General features: G+C 60.4%; 19 protein-coding genes and 1 pseudogene. 3 read left to right on the forward strand and 17 right to left on the reverse strand.

From position 1 onward, the window contains the following. Positions 1-43: 43 nt before the first annotated feature. Positions 44-253: pseudogene (locus BMZ79_RS08765) on the reverse strand (chromosome condensation regulator); the annotation flags it as partial. Between the two features lie 311 nt (positions 254-564). Between BMZ79_RS08765 and BMZ79_RS08770 the strand changes: the two are divergent. Continuing rightward, positions 565-3,060 (forward strand): RCC1 domain-containing protein, encoded by a 2,496-nt coding sequence (locus BMZ79_RS08770; protein ID WP_090638847.1) that lies wholly within the window; start codon positions 565-567, stop codon positions 3,058-3,060. 163 nt (positions 3,061-3,223) lie between these two features. Here the strand turns inward: BMZ79_RS08770 and BMZ79_RS08775 are convergent, their stop codons facing one another. The 3 genes from BMZ79_RS08775 to BMZ79_RS34675 all read right to left on the reverse strand — a co-directional run bounded on the left by BMZ79_RS08775 (position 3,224) and on the right by BMZ79_RS34675 (position 5,177). Further along, positions 3,224-3,853: a GDSL-type esterase/lipase family protein gene (locus BMZ79_RS08775; protein ID WP_090638849.1), complete on the reverse strand. Its 630-nt coding sequence runs from the start codon at positions 3,851-3,853 to the stop codon at positions 3,224-3,226. Positions 3,854-4,288: 435 nt separating this feature from the next. After that, complete coding sequence (locus BMZ79_RS08785; RefSeq protein WP_090640079.1) at positions 4,289-4,669, reverse strand: GNAT family N-acetyltransferase; 381 nt, start codon at positions 4,667-4,669, stop codon at positions 4,289-4,291. A 160-nt stretch (positions 4,670-4,829) separates the two neighbouring features. Next, positions 4,830-5,177, reverse strand: coding sequence for a hypothetical protein (locus BMZ79_RS34675; protein ID WP_218154672.1), 348 nt, complete (start codon positions 5,175-5,177; stop codon positions 4,830-4,832). A 10-nt stretch (positions 5,178-5,187) separates the two neighbouring features. On the opposite strand from BMZ79_RS34675, the gene BMZ79_RS08790 reads away from it, so the two are divergent. Then, positions 5,188-5,676, forward strand: coding sequence for a hypothetical protein (locus BMZ79_RS08790; RefSeq protein WP_143088911.1), 489 nt, complete (start codon positions 5,188-5,190; stop codon positions 5,674-5,676). A gap of 151 nt (positions 5,677-5,827) precedes the next feature. Here BMZ79_RS08790 and murA read toward each other — a convergent pair whose 3' ends face one another. The 4 genes from murA to BMZ79_RS08810 form a co-directional block, all read right to left on the reverse strand. After that, positions 5,828-7,120, reverse strand: a complete 1,293-nt coding sequence (gene murA, locus BMZ79_RS08795) for a UDP-N-acetylglucosamine 1-carboxyvinyltransferase (protein ID WP_090638856.1) — start codon at positions 7,118-7,120, stop codon at positions 5,828-5,830. Beyond that, complete coding sequence (locus BMZ79_RS08800; protein WP_090638857.1) at positions 7,117-7,830, reverse strand: FHA domain-containing protein; 714 nt, start codon at positions 7,828-7,830, stop codon at positions 7,117-7,119. Before BMZ79_RS08800 ends, murA begins: the two co-directional genes overlap by 4 nt. Positions 7,831-8,021: 191 nt before the next feature. Beyond that, positions 8,022-11,618 (reverse strand): endo-beta-N-acetylglucosaminidase, encoded by a 3,597-nt coding sequence (locus BMZ79_RS08805; RefSeq protein ID WP_256252621.1) that lies wholly within the window; start codon positions 11,616-11,618, stop codon positions 8,022-8,024. A 469-nt stretch (positions 11,619-12,087) separates the two neighbouring features. After that, positions 12,088-12,651 carry a hypothetical protein gene (locus BMZ79_RS08810; protein WP_143088912.1) on the reverse strand — a complete coding sequence of 188 codons (564 nt, stop codon included), beginning with the start codon at positions 12,649-12,651 and terminating at the stop codon, positions 12,088-12,090. 363 nt (positions 12,652-13,014) lie between these two features. Here BMZ79_RS08810 and BMZ79_RS08815 point away from each other — a divergent pair, with 363 nt between their 5' ends. Continuing rightward, positions 13,015-13,812, forward strand: coding sequence for a class I SAM-dependent methyltransferase (locus BMZ79_RS08815; RefSeq protein ID WP_090638862.1), 798 nt, complete (start codon positions 13,015-13,017; stop codon positions 13,810-13,812). Positions 13,813-13,927: 115 nt separating this feature from the next. Here the strand turns inward: BMZ79_RS08815 and BMZ79_RS08820 are convergent, their stop codons facing one another. From BMZ79_RS08820 to BMZ79_RS08860, 9 genes are all read right to left on the reverse strand, one after another. Beyond that, complete coding sequence (locus BMZ79_RS08820; protein ID WP_090638864.1) at positions 13,928-14,479, reverse strand: YdcF family protein; 552 nt, start codon at positions 14,477-14,479, stop codon at positions 13,928-13,930. 213 nt (positions 14,480-14,692) lie between these two features. Beyond that, the gene (locus BMZ79_RS08825; protein ID WP_090638866.1) at positions 14,693-15,646 is read right to left on the reverse strand and encodes an aldo/keto reductase; all 954 of its coding nucleotides are present in this window, start codon (positions 15,644-15,646) and stop codon (positions 14,693-14,695) included. A 123-nt stretch (positions 15,647-15,769) separates the two neighbouring features. Then, positions 15,770-16,972 (reverse strand): MFS transporter, encoded by a 1,203-nt coding sequence (locus tag BMZ79_RS08830; RefSeq protein WP_090638868.1) that lies wholly within the window; start codon positions 16,970-16,972, stop codon positions 15,770-15,772. Positions 16,973-17,334: 362 nt separating this feature from the next. Further along, a complete protein-coding gene (locus tag BMZ79_RS08835) occupies positions 17,335-18,114 on the reverse strand; it encodes a glycerophosphodiester phosphodiesterase (protein ID WP_256252622.1) in 780 nt (259 codons plus the stop codon). Positions 18,115-18,183: 69 nt separating this feature from the next. Then, a complete protein-coding gene (locus BMZ79_RS08840) occupies positions 18,184-18,990 on the reverse strand; it encodes a carbohydrate ABC transporter permease (protein WP_256252678.1) in 807 nt (268 codons plus the stop codon). 126 nt (positions 18,991-19,116) lie between these two features. Continuing rightward, entirely contained in the window at positions 19,117-19,989 is an 873-nt protein-coding gene (locus BMZ79_RS08845) for a carbohydrate ABC transporter permease (RefSeq protein WP_090638871.1), read from the reverse strand. A 1-nt stretch (position 19,990) separates the two neighbouring features. Further along, on the reverse strand, positions 19,991-21,061 hold the full coding sequence (locus tag BMZ79_RS08850) for an ABC transporter ATP-binding protein (protein WP_090638873.1): 1,071 nt from the start codon (positions 21,059-21,061) through the stop codon (positions 19,991-19,993). Next, positions 21,015-21,929, reverse strand: coding sequence for an HAD family hydrolase (locus BMZ79_RS34220; RefSeq protein WP_090638875.1), 915 nt, complete (start codon positions 21,927-21,929; stop codon positions 21,015-21,017). Before BMZ79_RS34220 ends, BMZ79_RS08850 begins: the two co-directional genes overlap by 47 nt. A gap of 131 nt (positions 21,930-22,060) precedes the next feature. Continuing rightward, entirely contained in the window at positions 22,061-23,452 is a 1,392-nt protein-coding gene (locus tag BMZ79_RS08860) for an ABC transporter substrate-binding protein (protein ID WP_090638877.1), read from the reverse strand. Between the last annotated feature and the right edge of the window lie 110 nt (positions 23,453-23,562).

Here is a 23,562-nt window from a genome sequence, read left to right on the forward strand (position 1 = left end):
TTAATCGTTCATGGTTCGTAATCTTGCGAGACGAGCCTCCTCGTTAATCAAGCAGAAGCAGCCGATCGGGCAATTTGATGCCGCGCCAATCGCTGATCTCGCATTGACCATCCGCAGAATCGCCCGCAGCGACCATCGTGCCGTCTTGTTTAAGGCCGAGCGTATGCGCGCAGCCCGCCGCCACCGCCGCGATATCGCGCCAGCCGCTAACCTCGCATTGGCCGTACGCATGCCAACCGGCAGCCGTCACCGTCTTGCCCCTCGCCTCCCCGCCACTGCAAGCCTTCGACTTCTCATCTGGTACGCGCTTTCATAAACCGATCGGGGAATTGCGATCTTCGCATCCAAGCTCCTTCCCGACCCGATCCTTCAAATGCTCATCGTATTTCGCTCCTAAGATAAGCTAATTATACCGAATTCGGTGCGGCAATGGATAAGGATTACGAGGATTACGAGACGATCCGGTGATCCAAGCCGAGGGCATGGAATATGGATCGTTAGAGGACTATCAATATTACCTGATTATGGTAGATTTAGAGAAAAGGGCCATAGGAGGGAAATAGAATGAGACGACGGTTTGTGCTTCTGATTTGCGGTTTTCTGATCTTGACGCTGCTTCTGCCTTTTCAGGCGGCGGCCGCGGCATCCGGTTCCGAAGCGGCAGCAGAGCGTTCGAATCTGGAGGTAGCGATCGTTACGGGCGGAGTGCAGCATACGCTCGCGCTTAAACCGGATGGAACGGTGTGGGTGTGGGGAAGCAATGAATACGCCAGCATCGACGGAAGTTCGACAGACCATCATTATACGCCGGTTCAAGTACGGGGGCTCGATTCGGTGTCCGGCGTCGCGGCGGGCGATTCGCATAGTTTGGCCCTTAAACGCGATGGCAGCGTCTGGACGTGGGGTCGGAATTGGTATGACGGCACGAACAGCGTTTCCCCCGTTCAGGTCGCCAATCTTAGCCACGTGGCCGCTATTGCTACGGGTCAAGTTCATAATTTGGCAGCGAAAAGCGATGGCACCGTTTGGGCGTGGGGGTGGAACGTCCACGGCCAACTCGGCGATGGAAGCCGGACGGACCGCGCCGCGCCTGTTCAAGTACAAGGTCTTGATTCGGTGGTCGCCGTCGCGGCAGGGCAGCTTCACAGCTTGGCGCTGAAGAGCGACGGCACCGTTTGGGCGTGGGGGAGCAATGAATTAGGCCAAAACGGGGTGCCCGGCGGCTCGATCATCTACGATGGACCCTACGAAACCCCCTACCGGGCTGCGCCCGTTCAAATCCCTGGGCTCGATTCGGTGATCGCCATTGCGGCGGGGCAGCTCCATAACTTGGCGCTGAAGAGCGACGGCACCGTCTGGGCCTGGGGGTGGAATAGTTCCGGCCAACTCGGCGATGGAAGCACGACGACCCGTCCCACGCCCGTTCAAGTGACCGCGCTCGAATCGGTGACCGCGATCGCCGCAGGCTCTGCGCATTCGTTGGCGGTGAAAAGCGATGGCACGGTTTGGGCATGGGGAAATAATTATTCCGGCCAACTCGGCGATGGAAGCACGATTGACCGTTCCTCTCCCGTGCAGGTAGCCGGGCTTGATTCGGTGTCTTCCGTCGGGACGATCGACGGCTCGCACAGCGTGGCGGTTAAGCGCGACGGCACCGTTTGGGCATGGGGAAATAACGCGTACGGCCAACTCGGCGACGGTACGACGATAACCCGCGATACGCCCGTACAAGTCGCGAATCCCGAAGCGCCGCAGTGGCCGGAGTACGACGTGCTTACGGCTACCGATGTAACCGCTGCCACCGTACGGTTGAATTGGCGGCCGGCCACGGATGATACCGGGGTCGACCGGTATTGGGTGTATCAAGATCAGACGCTGCTGACTGCCTTGAATCCCGATGCGACCCATTATGACGTGCAGGGGCTGTCGCCGAGTACGTCCTACGACTTTGCGCTGGTCGCCGTCGATGCCGACGGCAACCAAAGCGTGAGACAAGCAGAGGCGGTCACGACGGCTGCCGATCGTCCGGTACCCGAAGCGGAAACGCTGCTATATCGGATGAACGGCACCATTCTGGACTTTGATCAAGACCGGATCATTTGGAAAGAAAACGGCGATAAAACGCTCTGGTTGTACAACCGCGCGGCTAAAACCCAAGTCAAGGTCTATGATGCCGACGGGTCCCCTCGCGCCCTTCGCTCCGGGAATCTAACGACGGAAGGCGTGGTGTATGCCTTGTCCGACGGCACCGCGATGTATTGGAAGGACGGCGCGGTTCAACGCGGCTGGGAACATGGAAGCCCCTACGACGTAAAAGGAAACTTCGCGGTATTCAGCAACAACGCGGTGAACGTAAAGACGGGAAAATCCCGTTACTTGCTGAATGCGAATTTCAATAGTCGGAACTTCTTCGATCTGTCGGCTGACGGAACGGTCGTGTATGAGTTTAATAACGGTATTCGCCGCCACCTCTCCGACGATACGGCCACGACGTATTATCCGACCGCGCCCGAATATCCGAACAACTACAATGGGCCTTTGACGGACGGCAAAAACATCCTCTACACCGCGTATACCATGTCCGAAGACTATCCGAAATGGTCGCTCCAAGTTCGCGGCGCGGATGGCCAGATTACCCCGATCACCCTGAACCCGGTCCTGAACGAGGACTATTATAAGACGGACCCGAGAACCTCGTACCAGATCAATAACGGATGGATTGCCTACAAGGAATACAACAAAGCGACGGAGCGCTGGACCTTGAAAGTCCGGTCGCCGGAAGGCGCGACCAAATTGGCGTATACCGCCCCGAAATGGTGGCAGTTGACCGGCGTCCCGCTCACCATTAAGGAGTTGGGGCCGGACGGGACCGTGGCGTACGCGTTTAAAGACACCACTTACCTGTATTCCGCCCAAGCGGGCAAGCTGTTGTATACGTTCAAGGGTCCGGGAGAGCTGCACTACAGGGAGCATGTCTTCGGCGGTCCGGGAGAGAATCCGTACCGGTACGGTGCCTGGTACCGGCTTGACGGAGGGTCGTTGTACGCGATTCGCTTCTAAAGCGGAGGCACGTATCTGAAAGAGTAACGCAGCATAAGCCTCGAGATCCCGTGTACGCCGGCGGGATCTTGAGGCTTTTCGTTTTCCCATTGGACCATTAAGCCCGAATGCGGCTGCACCGGTTAAGCTCCGGTCTCCGCAGGACCTGTCCCACGCGGTCAGCTCACAAATACTTCTTCAAATTATCCAAGATGACCGTATAGGCGTTGGGCCATAAATGGATGCCCTCCACGGTGAATTCCGGCTTCAAATTTCCTTCCCTATCCGTTAAGCCTTCATTCGCGTTAATAAACGTAAAGCCATGCTGCTTGGCCGCCTGTTCGATCGCGGCATTCGCCTCCAGCAGGTTGGCGTTCGTTCGGGTGGCGAACATCGCGGCTTTCTCGGTTTCCTTCATTCCGAAATCCGCTTGCGCATTGACCGGATAGTAGGCCATCACGAAGACTTCGCACAGCGGCAGCCGCGCTTGCAGCTGATCCATAATGGCCGCGTAATTCGCAAGCAGGGCCTCCTTGCCGTACCCCTCGGCCCCGATGTCGTTCGAGCCGATATTGATGAAGAGCTTGCTCGGCGCCAAATCAAAGATACAGGCGTCCATCGATTGCAGCAGGTCCGCGGTCGTCGTGCCGCCAATGCCGCGATTATAGATGACGCGGTCCAGACCGAGATTCAACGACAGCTGCATTTCATGAATCGGAAATCCTTCCATCAGCGAAGAGCCTACGAATACGATTTGCCCTTGTTTGGCGTGCCGGTTCAGCATGCGGTATTCCTTCAGCTTGGATGGGTTCATCACGATCACTCCTGTCAGGGATGATTGGTGGCTTTAACTTAAAAGGCAATAAAGACGAGGCGAAGGATCCCGTTGTCCCTCGTGAGCCATGGTTGCAAGCATAATCGCGTAGTACGATCGGGCTTTGGAGCCTTTTTTCTAATTTCGCGCCGTGGTCGCGAAGCAGAGAGCGCTAGACTTTCGTATTCATTGAATTTCGCTGCGCCTGCTTCGGGAATCTTCGCCGTCATGACGTAGAACCGATTCATGGACTCTTCCGCCTGCGGCACCTCCAAGACCTCGTTAACGGATGTTCAGTTAACCGGCACGCTATCATAATCCCCGAATCGCATCTCGTCAAGCAATTATGCGCGAAAGTACGACCTGTCGGGCGTCCCCTCCCCTGCTTTCGAACGAAGCATGAATTCCCGCGCAATGCGCCCGATATCGCCTTTCTCAAACCCTGGCAAACCCGAATTGTTCGTACAATCCATGCGCATCCCTCGTTCCCAAAACGCCGGTCATCCACTCGAATTCCGGGGCGTTGGCGATGGCTTCTACCAATTTCTTGGAGATCCCTTGTCCCCGATAATCTTCCAAAACAAAGGCATCGCATAAATAAAACATGGTGGCTCCGTCCGTAACGACCCTCGCAAACCCTATCATTTCGTCTTGGAAATATACGCCATAGCATAGAGAGCCGCGAATGGATTGTTTAATCGTCTCAACCGGCCGGCGGTCCGCCCAATAACTTCTAGCCAAATAATCGATCACCGTCTGAACGTCAATACGTGACTGATCATTGCTTATAAGGTACTGCTTGTACGAAACCTCCATCGACGCACCTCCATCATGAACGAAACGTCTCCACTGAACCAAGACCCGGTATGCATGATCGTTCCATTCCATAAATGCAAGCGAAATTCCTTCCGAACGGCCAAACTGGCCGCACCTTGTCCACTCGTCGATACCTGAAAGCCAAACCCGCTTCGCTGTCTTAGGAAATAAGCCCGCGGCATACGCTAAGGAGTGAACTTTTCACGGCCTTTCGCGGGTACTTCAACGCTTTCTTCGAGGAGGAAGACGACATGGCAAAGCGAAAATCATCGGCGCCCCGCGTACGGAAAAGCGCCTCCCCCACGCTCCCAGCAGCTGACGCAGCGAAGCATGCAGCGCTTCGTTCCGCGCCCGAAACCTCAACCAGGGAAGGGTCTTCCGGATCTTTCAGCAACAGCGCGATCGCGATGATGCCGCCCGGACAGCCCGTGCCCCCGTCGAAGCAGGAAGAAATTCTCGGCATCAAAATTGCCCGGGCAATGAGATCCGGCCCCCATTCCATCACCAAAGACGCGACAGTGGCCGAATTTAGCCCGGACGGCAGCCTGATCATCCTCCGTCACGGCACCAACGAATGGACTTGCTTCCCCGGCGACGAGAATCAGATCGGCAATCCCCCGATGTGCGCCGACCGCATGGGCCTGCAATGGACGATGGACATCATGGCCAGGAAACCGCGGCCCACGAATACGGCCCCGGGCCTCATCTATATGCTCTGCGGCGCCACGCAGCACAGCAACACCGATCCGTTCGATCGCACGAGCCCGGCCATCCCGATCGGTCCGCATTGGATGATCATTTGGCCGTTCGACGCCAAGCGAAGCGGATTGCCCGCGACGGTCCGCGATGCCGGCGCCTGGGTGATGTTCGACGGTACGCCGTACGCCTATCTGCACATCTGCGGCACGCCGTGGACGGGCAACGTGTACGACGTGAACAACCCCGGCGGCCAGGTGCCGCTCTGGACCATGGCGTACGGCCCGCGACGGGAGCCTAGACGCGGGTAAAGGGCGAGATCCGCTGCGCCGTCACTCCCCTTCAAGGCCCGCCCTTCCCCGTCCGCAACCGCCGCGCCCTTTTCCCCATGACAAAAAAAGCCGCATGCTCTGCGGCTTCGCCTTACTCGGCTTATTGCCATTCATCCATCAAGGAACGAGGTTAGGTACGCAGCGACATCCGATCCGCCATGCCGCCGGCATCCAGCTCCCGCATCGAGAGGGAAGCGCCGATGTCCCGGAAGTTCGCGATCGCGTCTTCATACCCCCGCTCGACATGCTCGACGCCCGTAATATACGTGCTTCCCTCCGCCGCCAATCCGGCCAGCACCAGGCTGATGCCGGCACGCACGTCGGACGCATGCACCCAGCCGCCCTGCAGAGGGATGCCGCCGCGAATGAAGGCACTCTCGCGTCGCAACTCGATCTGCGCGCCGAGCCGCCTTAACTGGGGCACATGGGCGAAGCGCTTCGGGAAGACGCGGTCGGTAATGATGCTCTTGCCCCTGGCCTGCAGCAGAAGCGCGGTCATAGGCTGCTGCAAATCGGTCGCGAAGTTCGGGTACATGCCCGTCCGAACCCGCGCGGCCCTCAGCGAACCCGTCCCGGAAGCCGAGACGTGCTGCTCGCCGCGTTCGATGTGCATGCCGATCTCCTCGAGCTTGGACAAGCAGGAGTCCAGATGCTCGGGGATGACATCCTGGACGGTTACTTGTCCCCCGTGAATGCCCGCGGCCATTAAGAACGCCCCCGCGATCAGGCGGTCGGGAATGACGGCATGCGTGCCGCCCTGCAGATAAGGGACGCCTTCGATGCGAATCTGCGGCGTGCCTGCCCCGTAGATCCGCGCGCCCAGCCGGTTAAGCAAGACGGCCGTATCGACGACCTCCGGATCTACCGCGGCGTTGCGTAGCACCGTCCGCCCGTTGGCCCGGACCGCCGCAAGCATCGCGTTAATGGTGGCACCGGAAGTAATGGTGTCGAAATAAATGTCCGCCCCCTTCAATTCGGCGGCCTCGACGATGAAATGGTCGTCGAAGAGCTTGACCTCGGCGCCGAGCGCCTGGAAGGCTTTGAAATGCTGGTCGATCGGCCTGGAGACGAAATCGTCCCCGCCCGGGAAGCCGATCGTGACGCTGCCGAATTTGGAGAGCAGCGCGCCGGCGAAGTAGTAAGAGGCCCGGAAGCCGGCCGCTTTGCTCGGGTCGATGACGGCGCTGTGAATCCAGCGGGGATCCAGGACGACTTGTCCGCCGTTCTGTTCCATGGACAAGCCGATATCCTGGCTGATCGCCGTAATCATGCGAATATCCTCGATCCGGGGAATGCCGTTCAGCGTGACGATGTCGTCCGCCAGACAAGCGGCGGCAAGCAGCGCAAGCGAGCTGTTTTTCGAGCCCGGTATGCGCACGGTGCCGTTCAACGGACCCGAGTAGTCGACTTGGATGTATTTCATGACGTAATTCCCACTCTCGTTTTCGATTCAGTCTCGAGGATATACCCGCTTCCGCGGACTGCGTTAATAAGCAAGGTGTCTTTTCCGTATTTTTTGCGCACGCGATAGACCAACGCATTTAATTCGTCGAGCGTGACATCGGGGACGCCTTCCTCTCCCGACGGGCGTTCCGGCCACACGCTGGCTTTGATTTCGTTCAGCGGCACCAGCTGATTCGGATGCTCATGGAGAGCCCGAAGGAACAAATATTCCTTCTCCGACATCGGAATCCGCTTGCCTTCCACGATGCATTCCCGCTTGTCCCAGTGAATGATCAGCCTCACCTCCGACTCGTCCGGCCGCGAGGCGATGCTTGGCGCTTCGATATCCAAGGTCTGCTCGGCGAACGAATACGAGAAGTGAAGGACGACCAGCCCTTTGGACAGCTGAATGCGGTCGAAGTTGTGCAGCAGATACGGCTTGTGCGGCGTAAGGCGCACGCCGTTCAGCTCCGTTCCGTGACGGCTGCCGAGATCGTAGAGCAGCGCCTTGTCCCGCTCCCTGCGGATGATCACGTGTTGACGGGAAATATACGCGTTCGTAAAGGCCAGGTCCGGCGCCGACTGATGCGCGATTCTGCCGATGAGCGTCGAATCGGCCGTCAGATTCACGCACGTGCCGCGGTGGTAAGGTTCGCCGCTGATGATGTACAGGTAAGCGTAATTGTCCACATTCGTCACCTCCGTTCGGGTTTGCGAGCTGCAGGGTGCGACTCCATCCTTATGGTACCGGAAACGGCGCGCAATTAAAACCTCTCGGCGCTGACGGCACGCTTACGGTTCGGTAATAACCGGTGTTCGCCGGCAGAAGCAAAAAAAGGAACCGGCGATGAGCCGGTTCCCTGTTGACGGTGTTCGTTTCCTTACTGCTGCCGGGCGAGGAAAGCCGCATCCCGGAGCAGGCATGCCGCCGCTTCCTCGGAAATATGCTTCCCCTTCTGCGCGCTTACTTCGTTCACGAAGCTGTCTAAGCTACCATTCTCCAGCTTCAGAAGCAGGCTGTTCGCGATACCGCCGTTGTCGATCGCTCCGTTCGCTCTGAATCGCTCGACCAGCGCATGCAGGGAATCGAGGCTTGCCGTCGTCCGGAACCGAACCGTCAAGGTGCCGGCATTCCCCGCGCGGTCGCCGGCCTCCACGGCCAGGACGTGCGTGCCGAGCGTCAGTCCGCTCAGGTCTACCGCCGCCCCCGGCTGAAGCCGCACGCCGTCGAGCGTGATGATCGCGTTGTCCGCATCCGCGCCGGAACCCGTATCGGTTACCGCAATCTGCGGCATGATGATTTGGTCATCCGTGAACACGTCGCCGTCATGCACGGAAGCGGTTATCGCCGGTGCCGTCGCGTCCAGACGAATGAGGCTTTCTCGGGCCGCCTCGACGTTGCCCGCGGCATCCGTCGAGCGGTACAGGATGCGGGCCGCCGCGTCTTCGCCGAGCGTGATCGGACCGGAATACGTTAGCCAGCTCGCTCCGCCGTCGACGCTGTATGCCGTCGTGGCGACGCCGGAGAGCTCGTCCGATGCCGTCAGCCGCAGCTCGACCGGATGGACGTACCAGCCGTTCTGTCCGTCCGGCTCGGAAGGGAGCGCGGTCAGCGTCGTGACGGGAGCCGTCTTATCCAGACCCGCTACCGCTTGATCGATCGCCTGCTGAATCGCGGCGCTGCTGAAATACCCGGCTGCCGGCTTGCCGCTCGCGATCGCCTGGGCCACGGCGAGCTTCCCGTCGCCGCTCAGCAGATTCCACTTCGACAGGTCCAGATGGAGGCCCGGCGCAGCCGGCGAACCGAGCAGATTGAGCACGTTCTCGGCAGTCGCCGCCTGGTTGAGGCTTAAGAACGCGGGATTGACCGCATACCCGTCGATCTCGAATTCGTAGATCCGGGCCGCGTTGTCCGTCGTGCTGGCCGGCTTCATCACCCACAGCCGGACATACCGGGCTTCCGACAGGTCGATCGTATGTTCGGTCCGCCCCTTCGTATTCCCGCGGATGTCGACGACGTCCCGCCAGGTCGCTTTGTCGTCGCTGAGCTGGATCTTGTAATCGTACGTATTCATGCTGACCGCTTCGCCGCCAAGCTCGGCATGCGAGAGCGCGAAATCCGTAATCGCGTAATCGGCGCCCAAGTCGTTCACGACCCAGTGCGGACCGCTGCCGGCATTGGCGCACCATTTCGTTTTCAGATTCCCGTCAAACGCGTACTTCGCGGCTTCGGCCGCCGCGCAGGTCGAGCTGGCGGTCGCCGTCTTGTTCAGCGCGAGATTGGACTGCCCGCCCGATACCGCCCACGTCACATGCACCTGCTCCGCGTGCGCGTCCTCGCCCGAGCTGTTCGAGGCGGTCAGCGTAATCGTGTACGTGCCCTCTTGATCGTAGGTGACGACCGGGTGCCCCGAGCTGTTATCGACACGGCCGCCCGGCACGTCCCAGCTGACCGATTCGGTCGTTTCCGACGATTCGTCGATCAAGTCGATCGGCTGTCCCGGAGCGGCATACCGCTGGCTGACGGCAAAATCCGCCGCCGGCTTCGGATAGGCCGGCCAGTTCAGCGTGACGGTTGCCGGTTCGCCGTGCCTGAAGTCGCTGTCGACGCCGACGATTTGCAGCGTCGTTTGCGCTTCTTTGCCGATCCGCTTGATTTGGGACACGTAATACGCGTCGTTCGGCGTGGCGCCGAGGAATTCGCGCGTCCCGTCCGGCTTCAGCCGGTATACCTCGTACAGCGCGGCAGCCGGGGCCGGCTTGGTCCAGGTCAGCCGGGCGTCCGCGGTTACGCCTCCGGTAAATTCGTTCTCCATCGCGGGCGCGCTCGGCTGAAGAGCCGGCGCCGGCTGCCCGGCTTCGTCGGATACGGACAGCCGTCCGATGTTGACGGCGTAGCCGTTGATCGCCGTGTCGCTCGCGAAGCTCAGGCCGATGGCGGCGATCCGTTTGCCGGCATAGGCGCCGAGCGGGATCGACTTCGCGGTCCACGCGCCGCCCGGAGCATCACCCGCTTCCAGGTAGACGAACGCGTTCGGATCATCCGCGAAGGCGAGGCCGACCTTCATATGCGAAGCGGCAAGGCTCGGATCCGCCAGTTTGAACGTCAGGCCCAGCTGCGTGTCCGCCCCTACCGGCAGATCGGTCTTGTACAGCTTGATCTGCGTGGCGTTCGCCGGGCCGAGGTCGCCCGAGACCTTCAGGGAGCTGCCGCCGTAATAGGCGGTCGCGAAATCGATGTCCGGCTTCAGCGCCGTGCCCGCGCTGTCCGCGATCCAGCGCCACGTCGGCATGACGTCCTGCAGGCTGCGGTTGTTCCAGTCGGCGCTGCGCAGCACCTCGCCGTTCACGGCGAATTGATGCCCCTGCCCCGCATTGAAATTCGTCACGAACGGCAGGCTCGTCACCGGCGTCTTGTCCGCGATGTAATTCGCGATGCCCGGCCAGGACGTTCCCGGCGCCGTGCGCCGCGGATCGCCGTTCGGTCCGACCCAGAACCGGTTCTCTCTCGCATAGAAGTCCGCCTGCCCGGTCGACGATTTGTACGCCCAATCGGGACGGTACAGGCCTAACGACGTCACCGCCTGGCCGCCGGACGGGAAGACGGAGCTCCAGCGAGGGGCCGAATTATAGCCGTTCGCCTCCACGTCGATGCCGGCGTACAAGTCGTACGGATTTCGGCCCAGGCTCGCCGCCGTCGCGTTGGAAGCGCTCAGGGTGCTCCCGCTCCATCTGAAGTCGAGGAACATGCTGTCGGATACGGTTCCGTTATCCTGGAAGAACATTTTGTTCGAGGCGTTGAGCGCGCCCTGCCACGACACCGAGCCGCTGCTGACCATCGCGTCGTACCACATGATCTTCATGCTTGCGGGCTTCTTCGCTTGCAGATACTTCAGCATCTGCTGCATCTTCGTCGCGGTCGCCGAATTCCCGCCGGCCGTCTCCTGATTGATGAACCAGCCGTCGAACCCGTAATAGTCCGCAACCTCGATCAGCTTGTCCGCGAAGGGGAACGAGCCGTCCGGATTCTGCACCAGCGAGTCGTTCACCCAATCGATCTTCCCGCCGTATGCGGTCGGCGGATAGAAGATCGTGCCGAGGATCGGAACGCCGTTCTTATGCGCGGCATCGGTCGCGTCGGCGCTCGGCGGCACGATAATGCCCTCGCCCGAGGAGCCTGCCCAGTCGACGAGCACATCGGGATATTGCCAATATTGAAACGCGTACGTATCGAACTGGTCCGAGCCTTGCGACGGCGTTCCGCTCGTATGATCGGCCATCGACGAAAGCGCTGCCAGTTTGGGGTTCAACGTCACGTTGGGATTCACTTGAAAGCCCGCAGCCCGAGTGGTCAGCGGAATGCCCGACTTGTTAAAAGCGGCATCCTTGTCCGTCCCGGGGGACCAGTTCAGCAGGTCCTTCGGAAACCAGTACGAGGAATACGGCTGCTCCGCATGCGCGGACGCTTGCCAAATCATGCAGGAGGCCGCCATCACGGCCGCCAAGGCGAAGAATCTTCGTAGGAGATACAATCTCATCCGTCCTTTCTCATCGTTACGACTAATAGAGCGCTTTCATTGCATCGTATCCTGCCGCTTTCCTGCGTTGTGTTCGCCCGCCCGCCGACGATTGCCGCGCAGCCCTCCTCTCCGCGTACTGCTAATCTTTAACAATTACGGGCGTGCAGGTCATATTTTACTTCAAGCCCGCGTGGTTGAATAGTCAACAAACGATAGATCTTACAAACAACTTCGGCGGGATTCGCGCTGCCCGCAACATAAAAAAAGAGACCCGCAGCAACGGGCTGCGGGCCTAAAGGATATATTTCAAAAGGGGGGTCGAGTTCAAGTATAGCCCAGCAGCCTTAAGAAGAGATAAAGATTGGATTGCATTTTCTTTACAAATGTCTTACGAATTCAATTCAGCAGGCATTCGGCCGAACGCGTCTCATCCGCGCCGGCGCCAAATGAGCTTCGTCAACAGGAGGGCCGCAATCAGCACGCCCGCGCTGACCAAAGCGATCGCGGCTGCGCCCGATCGGCGCGGCAAGGGTTCCTTCATCCGTACGGGTTCATAGCCGGCTCCCAAGGCTTGAAGCTCGGACTGCGCGGCGGCTAGCGTCTTGTTGCCGTCGCAAAGCCCGGTTTCGAGCCGGTTCGATTGGCCGTGCGCAAAGACGAGATAGTCTTCGTTCACTTGAAAGTCGTCATAGCCGCAGCTGGCCGAACTGAGCGCGGTATAGACCGTCGCTTGGGCGCTTAACGTCCCCTTCCATACCGTCTTCACCTCGAATTGAACGCGGACGGGATCCGCCGAGGATTGAAAAATCCCCTTAGCGGGGGCGGTCAACCGCACGACTTTGCCCGTGAATACCGCGGTGTCTCGGTTCAGCTGCGCTTCCAAGCTCGTGGCGCCTGCGCAGGAGCAGGCATGAACCGTTGCGGGCCTTACCGCCGTCCATGTTCCGAACGCGAGCAGAGCGGTCAGGAAGACCCATACTGTTCTCTTCATCAACTATACCTCCGTCTGCATGGCGAAAAATTCCAGATCTATGATCTAGACGGAATTTATCCGAAAGTGTTGCAGCGGGGGGCGGTGTCCGATGTGGCTTACACGTGATCCTGCCCGATTTTAAACCGGAACAGCTCTTCCATGTCTTCCTGCTCTTCTTCCGTTCCTATTCCAAGCGGCCCACGCCACAAAAAAAGACGCCTCTCGGCATCTTGTGCATCGCTGTTTTGGGGTGGAATGAAATAGAGAAGCCCTATCCGGCTTCCTTACGATACTAGTATAACTTTCCAATTATTATAAGTCTATACTTCCGGTGAAATTTTGTATACCTTAATAAGGCCGGCCGGCAATCCTTAATCGGAGGTGGAGCTCATTTACCCGGATATCAGCCAACATCCCGCGTATGTAAAGCCGCAATCGAGGGCTTGGTGCGATCAGCTTGCGGCGCAAACCGGAAAGTACGCGTATACCTGGACCTACGCCATCGACGGAACCGCGGCGGAAGAGGTCTTTACGGAAGAGCTGTCCAAGCTTATCCGCGGCCATGTCCTTGATGTCGGATGCGGCCACGGGGAATTCACGAACCGCTGGGCCGAACAAGCCGAAGAGGTCATCGGCTATGACATGACGGAGGGATTTCTCGCGACCGCGGTCCGTCACCGACGGCCGAATGTCCGTTATGTGCGCGGCTATACGCACGAGGACGGCCTGCCGTTCGCGGACAACTATTTCGATGTCGCGTATACGAAGAAGGGGCCGGGGAGCATGTATGTCGAAGCGAACCGCGTGCTGAAGCCGGGAGCGGACGTCTTGGCCATTCATCCCGGAGACGGCGACGGCGAAGGAGGAGAACTCGGCCTTTATTTTCCGGGCCTATTCCCCCCTCCGGCGAAAGGCGCGCCGATCCTGCAAGCGATCCAAGCCTATTTGCAAACAAGCGGTCTACGGGTGCTAGAGATCCGGTTCTTGCGGGAAACGGTCCATATTCCAACGGCGGAAGACATTCTGACCTTGGCAGGCTTCGGCCAAAACGAACGTGTCGCCGGTTATCTCCGGGATACCTGCTTCGAGGAACTACAACGGCAGTTCGGCCGGCATGCCACCGACAAAGGCGTGAAATCAACCAACTTCTACTACCTCATCCGGGCGAAAGCCACGTAAGGGTCCTTATCGCCGTCCAACTTCGCGAAGTTCATGACAGCACCTGCCATGCTTCTCCCATCATTGAAGGGCAGCCCATCGCTTCCGATCGGCTGCCCTGATCCTTCTTGTCCGTTCATTCCACCCAGTTCGGAATATGAGGCGCGAAATATTGGCCGACCTTGGTCAGTTCTTTCATGACGATCGCAATCCGCTTATCGTCCAGGAACCAATTCTCCTTGGTGATTCCGGTCTTATCGGTGATGGGGCTTACATCGAACATCGTCTCTTTAAAGTCGACCTGATACGTGAGCAACGCCCTTCTTGCGTGATAAGACTTGCACACTAGAATGGCCTTCTTTGGAACGAGTCCCTTTTGCTGCAGCGCCTGCTTGGAAAATCTTGCGTTCTCGAACGTGTTGGCCGCCCGGTCTTCCCGAAGAATCGCATGGTCGGGCACGCCCAGCGCGAGGCCGATCTCGCGAAGGAAGGCCCATTCCGTCGTTTCCACATTCCGGGAAGGGCCGCCGGAAGGCAGAAGATATGAGGCGAATCCCTGATGATAGAGCTCCGCCGCTCGTTCCATCAGCCGAGGCTGACCCGCTCCGGGAATCAGAATCATCTCCGCCGGTTCGAGCTTCGTTTCGAAAAACATAAATTCCGTGATACAGTCGAACGGATAGGACATGACTGGCTCTCCTTTCCAAACCAACGATCGGCTGCGCGCCATCATGATCCATGTTATGAATGGGACGTCCTATTGGTTTGGTTAGTTGCTCCTCTCTTGCCGCCGCATCACCAAAAGCAGCCGATCGCGACCGGCTGCCCTTGCGTTACCTCACTTGCAATGAAGTCTTCCTATGCGCGAACAACGCGAGCTGCGGCTCGATCGGCAGCGGCTTTAAAACGGCGGCGCATAAACGAAGCTCTTGCTGGCTTCATCCAGCGCCTTTAACACATCCTCGGTCAGCTCAAGCTCGACCGCCTTCAGGTTCTCGTCGATCTGGGACTCGCGGGTCGCGCCGGCGATGACGGTACTTACCGCGGGCTGATGCATCAGCCAAGCCAGCGAGAGGGCCGTGGCGGACGTTCCGATCTCCGCGGCGATGCGCGCCACCTGTTCGCCGAGCTCCACGCGGGCGGCGTTCAGGCGCCGGGCGAAGTTCGGATTCTTGTCGAGCAGCGAACCGCTCGGGACGGCTCCTCCCGAATATTTGCCCGTCAGAATGCCGCCTGCCAGCGGAAAATAAGGGATGAGTCCGATCCCCTGATCGACGCAGAACGGGATCAGCTCCCGCTCCGCGCCGCGATCGGCCAGCGAGTAGCCGGGCTGCACCGACGCATACCGGATCAAATGCCGGCTATCGCTGATCGCGAGCGATTTCATCATCTGCCAGGCGCTGTAATTCGAGGCGCCGACGTACCGCACTTTGCCGGATCGCACGAGATCGTCGAGCGCCCGGAGCGTCTCGTCCAGCGGCGTCTTCGGATCGAACACGTGAATCTGGTACAGGTCGATGTAATCCGTCCGCAAGCGGCGCAAGCTCGCTTCGACTTCCTTGAAGATATGCTGGCGCGAAGCGCCTCCGGCGTTCGGGCCTTCACCGTTCTTGATGCCCGCCTTCGTCGCGAGGAGCACGTCCTGACGCCGTCCCTCGAACGCTTCGCCGATGATCTCCTCCGACTTCGTGCCGGTATAGATATTGGCGGTGTCGATGAACGTGATGCCGTTGTCGACCGCGTGATGCAGCACGCGAATCGAAGTCTCCTTGTCCGCGCGTCCGCCGAAGGCATTCGTCCCCAGCCCCAGCACCGATACTTCCAATCCGCTGGCCCCCAACTTCCGATAACGCATAGCCATTCCTCCCGAACTTGTTTTTAGTTTCGCCTCAAGCGGACAGCCCCTTGAACTTGAACGGCTGACGAATCGCGCATGGCCGACGAACCGTGCATGGCTGGCGAACCGGCCGCCTTCGCGTCAGACGGCGCGATTGACAACGTTCGCGCTCCTGTTCTTGGACCCTCGCTCCCGGTACAGCACGACTCCGATGATCAGCAGCGACAGCGTGACAAGCGCGCTCGGGATGTAGAAGATGTCCGGCGTGATCCCCTGAATGAACAGCGGCAGGAAATACCCGATGAGCGAAGCCGTCTGCGTAATGAACACGTATAAGCTCGCCCCGAAGCCCGTTCGGCTGAGGAACATCCGCTGCACGTAGCCCATCGCCACGCCGGCCAAAATCGAAACGAAGAACGAATACAACGGCTGCACGGCGAAGAAGACCGGAAGCGAGCCGCTGCTCGTATAGGTCAAATACGCGGCAAGCGCGAAACAACCGCCCAAAAAGATAATTTTCTTGCTACCGTACCTTGCCGCCCAATACCCGCCCAGCGTCATGAAGAACAGCTCGAAGACCGCCTGGGTGCTCCAGATGTAGGACATCACCTCCGGCTTGCCGAAGAGCTTCAGGACGACAAGCTGCAAGTACAAGCCGCGAATGGCATCGGCGCAAGAGAGCAGGAGCAGCGCGATCAGCATCACGAGGGAGAACGGTTCGCCCTTCACGGCCGTCTTCGTCGCCGGCTCGCCCGCCGTTTCCTTATACGCGAGCAGCAGAACCGCTAGACAGACGTAACCGGCCACATTCCCCCACAGGACGCCCCGGAACGTGGCGATCAGGAAAATGTTGGCGCCGAGCAGCAGCCCGGCGAAAAAACCGACGCTGAAGGAAGCCCGAAGCCAAAGCTGCGCCATCTCCACCAGCTCGCCGGCCTTGCGGGCAAAATGGCTTCTCGCCATGCCGAACAGCTGCCCCATGATCAAGCCGGACGGCGCGACGGCGATCGTCATGCCGATGAGCGCGCTTCGGAAATCGGAAGCGTTCATGTAAACGGCCAGCCCGATTATGCAGAGAAACGCCGCAACCAAAGGGAGCTTCTTCTTGCGCCGCAGCCGGTCGCTGAACCAGCCCACGGTAATCGTAATGGCGATGTTGCAGAACAGGGACACGGCGAATACGGCCACGATCTGTTCCTTCGACAGCCCGACGCTTTCGTCGAGATAGACCGCGTTCATCGGCGCCAGCATGCCGGTTCCGATCCCGTAGAGCAAGAACATCGCGAGCAATATTCTAGCTCCGGAGATCGACATGAACGCGCGAACGTCTTGAATGATTTGCATACGCCGTCCATCATACCTCTCGTCATCTCTTATTCGCTTCCCGGCAGCCGCGCTCCCGTCAAGCGGACTTGCCTATTCTCCTCTATTATAGGCCGCCCGATTACCGCTTTAAAGAAGTGAAAACTTTATCAGCATCTTACTTCGTGTATAGTTACTATCCGCCCGGCTGGCGGCTGATGCGCCGACGCCATGAATGACGACTGCGTATCGGGCAGAAGCCGCGGAGCCCCTCCATGATACGACAAGAAGCAGCCGACTGAATCGGCTGCCTCCGCGAAGCGATCTCCTATGCATGCCTGATTGAAAGTAACCGGCCATCGCCGCTCCCGGCCAACAACGCCGTCCCCCAAGCCGATGCCGTCTTACCGTACCTCCAGCTCGCGCTCCCGGATGATTCGCAGCGCCCGCTCCGGATAATCCGTCGTGACCCGCATGCCCGGGTATTCCGCCGCGATCCGCGCCAGCAGCGCCGGATCGTTCACCGTCCACACGCCCAGATCGATGCCGAGTCCGGCCATCTCGTCCGCGAGCTCGCGGGTCAGGAACGCTTGGTGCATCGACAGGCTCGACGCGCCCGCGTGCCGCAGCTGCTCCGCCAGCAGCACCGGCTTGCCGAGGAAGATCAGCCCCGTCTCGATGGACGGGTCCAGCTCGTGCGCCAGCTTCATGGAGTCGTGGTTGAAGGACGACAGCACGACCTCCTGCTGCATGCCATGCCGCCGGACGAGCGCGATGACCTTCTCCTCGATGCCCGCGTATTCCCGCGCCAGCATCTTCAGCTCGACGTGCAGCTTGCAGCGGCCCTTCGCCAGTTCCAGCGCTTCTTCGAGCGTGGGAATCCGTTCCTCCGCGAATTCCGGCGCGAACGCGCTGCCCGCGTCCAGCCGGCGCAGCTCCTCGAGCGTATGCGCATCGACGCGCCCCGTTCCGTTCGTCGTCCGCTCCAGCGTATGGTCGTGAATGACGACGGGCACGCCGTCCTTCGATACGTGCACGTCCAGCTCGATGATCGCGATGCCCGGCTCCTCCAGGGCCAGCTTGAACGCCGCCAGCGTGTTCTCCGGCGCGGCGCCCGAGCAGCCGCGGTGCGCCACGATCGTCAGCGGCCATTCGCGCTTCGCGTCCTGCGTCATGTCGTTCATCTCTCATCCATCCTTTCGATTCTCCTATTTCATCTCTCTTATTTCGCGTCTCTCTTATTCACGTCTCGCTTATTTCACGCCGTTATACACGAACGCCTTGATGATCTGCCGCTGCGAGACGAAGAACACGACGAGAATCGGGGCGACCAGGATCAGGTTGCCGGCCATGAGAATATTCCACGTCGCCACGCCTTCCACTTCCCGGATCTTGGCGATGCCGAGCGGCAGCGTGCGCGCCGTCTCGTTCGTCGTCATGACGAGCGGCCAGAAATAATCGTTCCAATGGGCGATGAAGCTGAACAGGGCGAACGTAACGAGCACCGGCTTGACGAGCGGCACCATGAGCTTCAGGATGATTTTCCACTCCGCCGCCTGATCGAGCCGCGCCGCTTCGACGAGCTCGTCCGGGATCTGCATGAACGCCTGCCGCAGCAGGAAGATGCCGAAGGCGCTCGACGCGAACGGCAGGATCAGGCCCAGATGCGTATTCAGCAGCTTGAACGCGCTCAGCTCCAGGTACACGGGCAGGAAGATCAGCTGCGCCGGGATCATGAGCGTCACCATGACGATGCTGAACAGGAAGCCCGAGCCGGCGAACCTGTACCGGGCGAACGCGTACGCGGCCGGGATGATCGTCAGCATCTGCAGCGCCAGAATGCCGACCGCGATGATGAGGCTGTTCGTGAAGTAGTGGAGGAACGGGCCCGTGTTCCACGCTTCCGAATAATTGCGCCAGACCGGGTTCCGCGGAATCCATTCCGGCGGGAAGATCATCGTCTCCGGCAGCGTCTTGAGCGAGGTGGAAATCATCCAGATGAACGGCAGCGCGAAGATCAGCACCAGCAGCAGCAGGCAGGCGATATTGAGCACGCGCAGGACGGCGCCGAGCGTCTGGCGGACCGCCGCCTTCCGCGTCCGCGCGCGGGTCCGGCTGCCGGCGGCGGCGGCGATCGGGCGGCCGCCGATCGTAGGGTCTACGGCTTTCAACAGCTACACCTCTTCCTAACGGTAATGGACGCGTTTCGACAGCAGGTTGAAATACAGAATCGTCAGCACGCCGACGATCGCCAGCAGGATGACGCCCGCCGCGGAGGCATAGCCGATCTTGAAGAACCGGAAGCCGTACTGATAGATGTAATAAACGAGCGTGTTGGTCGAGTTGACCGGGCCGCCCTGCGTCATGATCGCGATCGTCTCGAACACCTGGAACGAGCCGATCATGTTGATGACCGCGAGGAAGAAGATCGACGGCGACAGCATCGGGAGCGTCAGCTTCCGGAACGTCGTCCACGGCTTCGACCGGTCGAGCGACGCGGCTTCGTAGATATCCGGCGGAATGCTCTGCAGGCCCGCGATGAAGACGAGCGCGTTGTAGCCGAGCCCCTTCCAGACGGCGACGATGACCAGCGAGACGAGCGACGTGCTCGGATGGGACAGCCATTCCAGCTTGCCGAAGCCGAAGAGCCCGATCACCCAGTTAAGCAGCCCGTATTCGGGATCCATGAGCCAGCTCCACAGCAGCGAGATCGACACGAGCGAGATGATATGCGGGCTGAAGATCGCTCCCTGCACGAAGCCGTGGAACATGCTCTTGCGGTTGAGCCAGAGCGCGAGCAGCAGGGCGAGCCCCGTCGTCAGCGTCACGGTCATCAGCGTATAGAGCGTCGTATTGGCGAGCACCTGCCGGAAATCCGGCTCCGCCAGCAGGTCCTTGAAGTTCTGCAGCCCCACGAACGACTTGGTCGGGCTGACGAAGTTCCAGTCGAACAGGCTCAGGTACATCATGTAGAAGATCGGATAGATGAAGAACAAGGAGAAAATGATCACGGCCGGCGCGACCATTCCGTACGGACGCAGCTTTTCCCAGAGCGTCATGTCATCTGCCCCCCGCCGCCGCCAGCTGCCGAGCGCCCAGCTCGACGCCGCGCATCCGCTCGCCGTCCGGCCCGAAATAATAGAGCCGGTCGTACGGAATCGTCACCCGGACGCGGGCGGCCGTCTCAAGGGGCGCGAGGAACGTCTTGACGAAGAAGATGCCGAAGGCCGAGCGGATCTGATAGATATTCTCCGCGCCCAAGCTCTCGCGGGTCAGAATCTCGCCTTCCAGCTCGCAGCCTTCGGCGTCCGCGGCCGCGCCGAGCAGCGCCTGCTCGGGACGGAATCCGACGTATCCGACCGCCGAGGACGAATGCACCTCCAGCCCCGCCATGTCGCGGCGGTCGATCAGATTCATCGCCGGCGTGCCGATGAACTCCGCGGTGAAGCGGTTCGCCGGATCGTGGTAGAGCTTCATCGGCGTATCCGCCTGCTGGATGACGCCTTTGTTCATGACGACGATCTCGTCGCCCATCGACATCGCTTCCACCTGATCGTGCGTGACGTAGACGAACGTCGTGCCGAGCCGCCGGTGAAGCTGAATCAGCTCGGTCCGCATCTGGTTGCGCAGCTTGGCGTCGAGGTTGGACAGCGGCTCGTCGAGAATGAACACCTTCGGCTGCTTCACCATCGCCCGGGCGAGCGCCACCCGCTGGCGCTGGCCGCCGGAGAGGTTCTGCGGCTTCTTGTCCAGATGCGGCGTCAGGCCGACGATGTCCGAGATATCCGTGATCAGCCGGTCGCGGTCGCGCTTCGCCACGCCGCGGTTCTTCAGCCCGAACTCGATGTTGCCGCGCACCGTCATGGTCGGATACAGCGCGTAGTTTTGGAACACCATCGCCACGTCCCGCAGCCCGGGCGGCGTATCGTTCACGCAGACGTCGTCGATCCAGATCTCGCCGCTCGTCGCCCGCTCGAGCCCCGCCACCATGCGCAGCGTGGTCGATTTGCCGCAGCCCGACGGCCCGACGAGCACGGTGAACGACCCGTCCTTGATCGTCAGATTCAAATTCTCGATGACGGTCTCATCCTTGAACTTCTTGCCGATTTGCTTCAGCTCGATCTTCGCCATCCGTTATGCTCCTCCTTGTGATGGATTGTTGCATCGCGCGCATCAGCTCCTCCAGCTCGTCCAGCCGGGCGAGCCTCAGATCCCAGGCTTCCGGGTCGCGGCTCGGATACGGCGAGACGAGGCAGGTCCGCCCGCCCAGCCGCTTGACCGGATGCAGGTCGTTCCAGGCGTTGTCCCCGATCGTCAATATCTCGTGCGGCTCGTAGCCCTCCGCGAGCAGCGACGCCATGTACGCGTGAAGCCCCGCGGGCTTGTTAGCGCCGAAGATCACGTCTCCGAACAGATGCCGGATCCCCATAAAGCCCAGAAACTCGACCCCGGACTCGACCGGCGTATTGGTCAGGAGGCTCTTCTTCTCGACCGCGTCCAGCGCCTCGATCGCCCGGAACAGGCCGGTGCTGCGCTCGAATTGATGGGGCGGCCGCAGCATCTCCTTCCGCACCCGCTCGAACGCCGCTCGCAGCTTCGCGTCCGGCAGTCCGTACCGCCGGCACAGCGCCGTGACGATGCTCCACGGATCGCCGATCGGAATAAGCTGCGGCGCAAGCGACGCGTAACCGCCGTAGGCGCGGGCGCCGACGTCGATCTCGCCGCCGTCCGCCCAGTTATAGCCCCGGACGAACCGCTCGCCGTCGAGCGCCAGGCAGACGTCGTCCCCGGCATGGTAGAAATGGCCGAAGCCGCCCGGGTGTTCGCCGGCCTGCATCGCGCCGCCTAGGCGCACCGCCGCCTCGGTCTCTCCCTCGTGCTCCGTTCCTTCCAGCAGGTAACGGATATACCGTTCCAGAAACGCATGATCCTGGTAAAGCGTACCGTCCATGTCGAATACGACGACTTTGACCGCGGCCAACCACTTCTCGTTGTGCATTCGGTACTACCTCTCCGCTCTTCGTCTTAGGATAGGCGGAGGGCCATCCGCCGCCCGGCGAACTGCCCGCGGGGCAATCCTCCCGTGCGGCGAACGGCCGCTCCGCCGCTATGATCCGCTGTCTTCCCGTCTTACTTGGTCAGCAGCTTGTCCGCTTTCTCCGCCGCCTGGTTCATCGCGTCCTGCGGCGTCGTCTTCGGATCCAGAATCGCCTTCTCGATCGATTCCTTGATAATCTTCGCAATCTCGGGGTACGCGTTCTCCATCGGGCGCGGTCTGGCGTATTGCAGCTGATCCACGGCGACTTTGTACTGCGGGAACTCCGCGAAATGCGCCTTCAGCTCGTCGCTGTCGACGGCGGACAGCCGCGTCGGCAGGTAGCCGACATGCTTATGCTGGTAGATCGTGTTTTCCTTCGACGTCATCCACTTGAGGAATTCCCATGCCGCTTCCTTCTCCTCTTCGCTGCCCTTCGACGTGATGACGAGCTGGCAGCCGCCGGTCGGCACGCCGTAGCTGGCGTTGGCCGGCATGAACGACGTATCCATCGTGAAGCCGTTGCCTTTGGCGATCTCGAGCGCGCCGGATACGCCCGCCGTCGAGGCGAATTTGAAGGCCGACATCTGGTTCGCCCAGTCCTTGTCCGCCGTGGCGCCCGCTTCGTCGCCGACCGGAATCTTGATCAGCCCTTCGTCGGCGAGCTTCTTCCAGAACGTGACCGGCTCCACGCCTTCCTTCGCGTTGAACGTCGCCTGCTTGCCGTCCTCGCTCAGCATGTTGCCGCCGCTTTGGGCCACGAGCGCTTCATAGAACCAGATGTCGACCGGCATCGTCATGGCGGACTTGCCCTTCTGCTTCAGCACGCGGGCGTATTCCTCGAGCTCGGTCCACGATTTCGGGCCGGACGGATCGAGCCCGGCATCCTTCAGCATGGTGACGTTCTTATACAGAATCGGCGTGCTGCGCATGAACGGGAGGCCGTACAGCTTGCCGTCCACGTAGGCGTTGCCCATCAGGCCGGGGTTGAAATCGTCCAGCTTCAGCTGCTCCTTGTCGCGCTCAGCGTACGTCGTCAGCTCCTCCAGCATGCCGGAGCGGGCGAAGACGCCGGTGGACGCGATCTCGAGATCGGAGACCGCGGGCGCGTCGCCGGCCGCGAACGCCGCTTGGACCTTCGCGTGCAGGTCGTCGTAATTGCCCTGGTGCTCGGCGACGACTTCGATCTTGTCCTGCGATTCGTTGAACGTCTGCACCATGTGCAGCTTCGCTTCCTCGATCTTGTCCCCGAAGGCGTACCAATACTTGATGACGATCTTCTTGGACGCGTCGTTCTTGCCCGCTTCCGTCCCCGCGTTGGCCGCGCCGTTGTCCGCCGCCGCCGTCTCGGCCGCGTTCGCGTTCGCCGCGTTCGCGTTGCCGGCCGCGCCCGTCGTCGCGTTGTTTTCCGTCGTTCCCCCGCCGCAGCCCGCGAGCATCCCCGTCATCAGGGCCGCGAGCGGCAGTACCGTAAGCTTCTTCATCATCGTTTCTCCTCCGCCTTTTTCTTTACTTGACCTGCAAGCGCTAACCGGGGCGCAAAAAAAGAAACCTTAATCCAGCCGGGGACGATGCGCGTCCGCCAGCGGATAAGGTT

Origin of the sequence: Paenibacillus sp. UNC496MF, assembly GCF_900113915.1 — a bacterium.
Classification (GTDB): domain Bacteria; phylum Bacillota; class Bacilli; order Paenibacillales; family Paenibacillaceae; genus Paenibacillus_Z; species Paenibacillus_Z artemisiicola.

What these genes read in the sequence shown, in the direction of transcription:
- BMZ79_RS08770 (WP_090638847.1), top strand. Translation starts at nt 565, where the DNA reads ATGAGACGACGGTTTGTGCTTCTGATTTGCGGTTTTCTGATCTTGACG.
- BMZ79_RS08775 (WP_090638849.1), bottom strand. Translation starts at nt 3,853, where the DNA reads ATGAACCCATCCAAGCTGAAGGAATACCGCATGCTGAACCGGCACGCC.
- BMZ79_RS08785 (WP_090640079.1), bottom strand. Translation starts at nt 4,669, where the DNA reads ATGGAGGTTTCGTACAAGCAGTACCTTATAAGCAATGATCAGTCACGT.
- murA (WP_090638856.1), bottom strand. Translation starts at nt 7,120, where the DNA reads ATGAAATACATCCAAGTCGACTACTCGGGTCCGTTGAACGGCACCGTG.
- BMZ79_RS08805 (WP_256252621.1), bottom strand. Translation starts at nt 11,618, where the DNA reads ATGATTTGGCAAGCGTCCGCGCATGCGGAGCAGCCGTATTCCTCGTAC.
- BMZ79_RS08810 (WP_143088912.1), bottom strand. Translation starts at nt 12,651, where the DNA reads ATGAAGAGAACAGTATGGGTCTTCCTGACCGCTCTGCTCGCGTTCGGA.
- BMZ79_RS08820 (WP_090638864.1), bottom strand. Translation starts at nt 14,479, where the DNA reads ATGTCCTATCCGTTCGACTGTATCACGGAATTTATGTTTTTCGAAACG.
- BMZ79_RS08825 (WP_090638866.1), bottom strand. Translation starts at nt 15,646, where the DNA reads ATGCGTTATCGGAAGTTGGGGGCCAGCGGATTGGAAGTATCGGTGCTG.
- BMZ79_RS08830 (WP_090638868.1), bottom strand. Translation starts at nt 16,972, where the DNA reads ATGCAAATCATTCAAGACGTTCGCGCGTTCATGTCGATCTCCGGAGCT.
- BMZ79_RS08835 (WP_256252622.1), bottom strand. Translation starts at nt 18,114, where the DNA reads ATGAACGACATGACGCAGGACGCGAAGCGCGAATGGCCGCTGACGATC.
- BMZ79_RS08845 (WP_090638871.1), bottom strand. Translation starts at nt 19,989, where the DNA reads ATGACGCTCTGGGAAAAGCTGCGTCCGTACGGAATGGTCGCGCCGGCC.
- BMZ79_RS08850 (WP_090638873.1), bottom strand. Translation starts at nt 21,061, where the DNA reads ATGGCGAAGATCGAGCTGAAGCAAATCGGCAAGAAGTTCAAGGATGAG.
- BMZ79_RS34220 (WP_090638875.1), bottom strand. Translation starts at nt 21,929, where the DNA reads ATGCACAACGAGAAGTGGTTGGCCGCGGTCAAAGTCGTCGTATTCGAC.
- BMZ79_RS08860 (WP_090638877.1), bottom strand. Translation starts at nt 23,452, where the DNA reads ATGATGAAGAAGCTTACGGTACTGCCGCTCGCGGCCCTGATGACGGGG.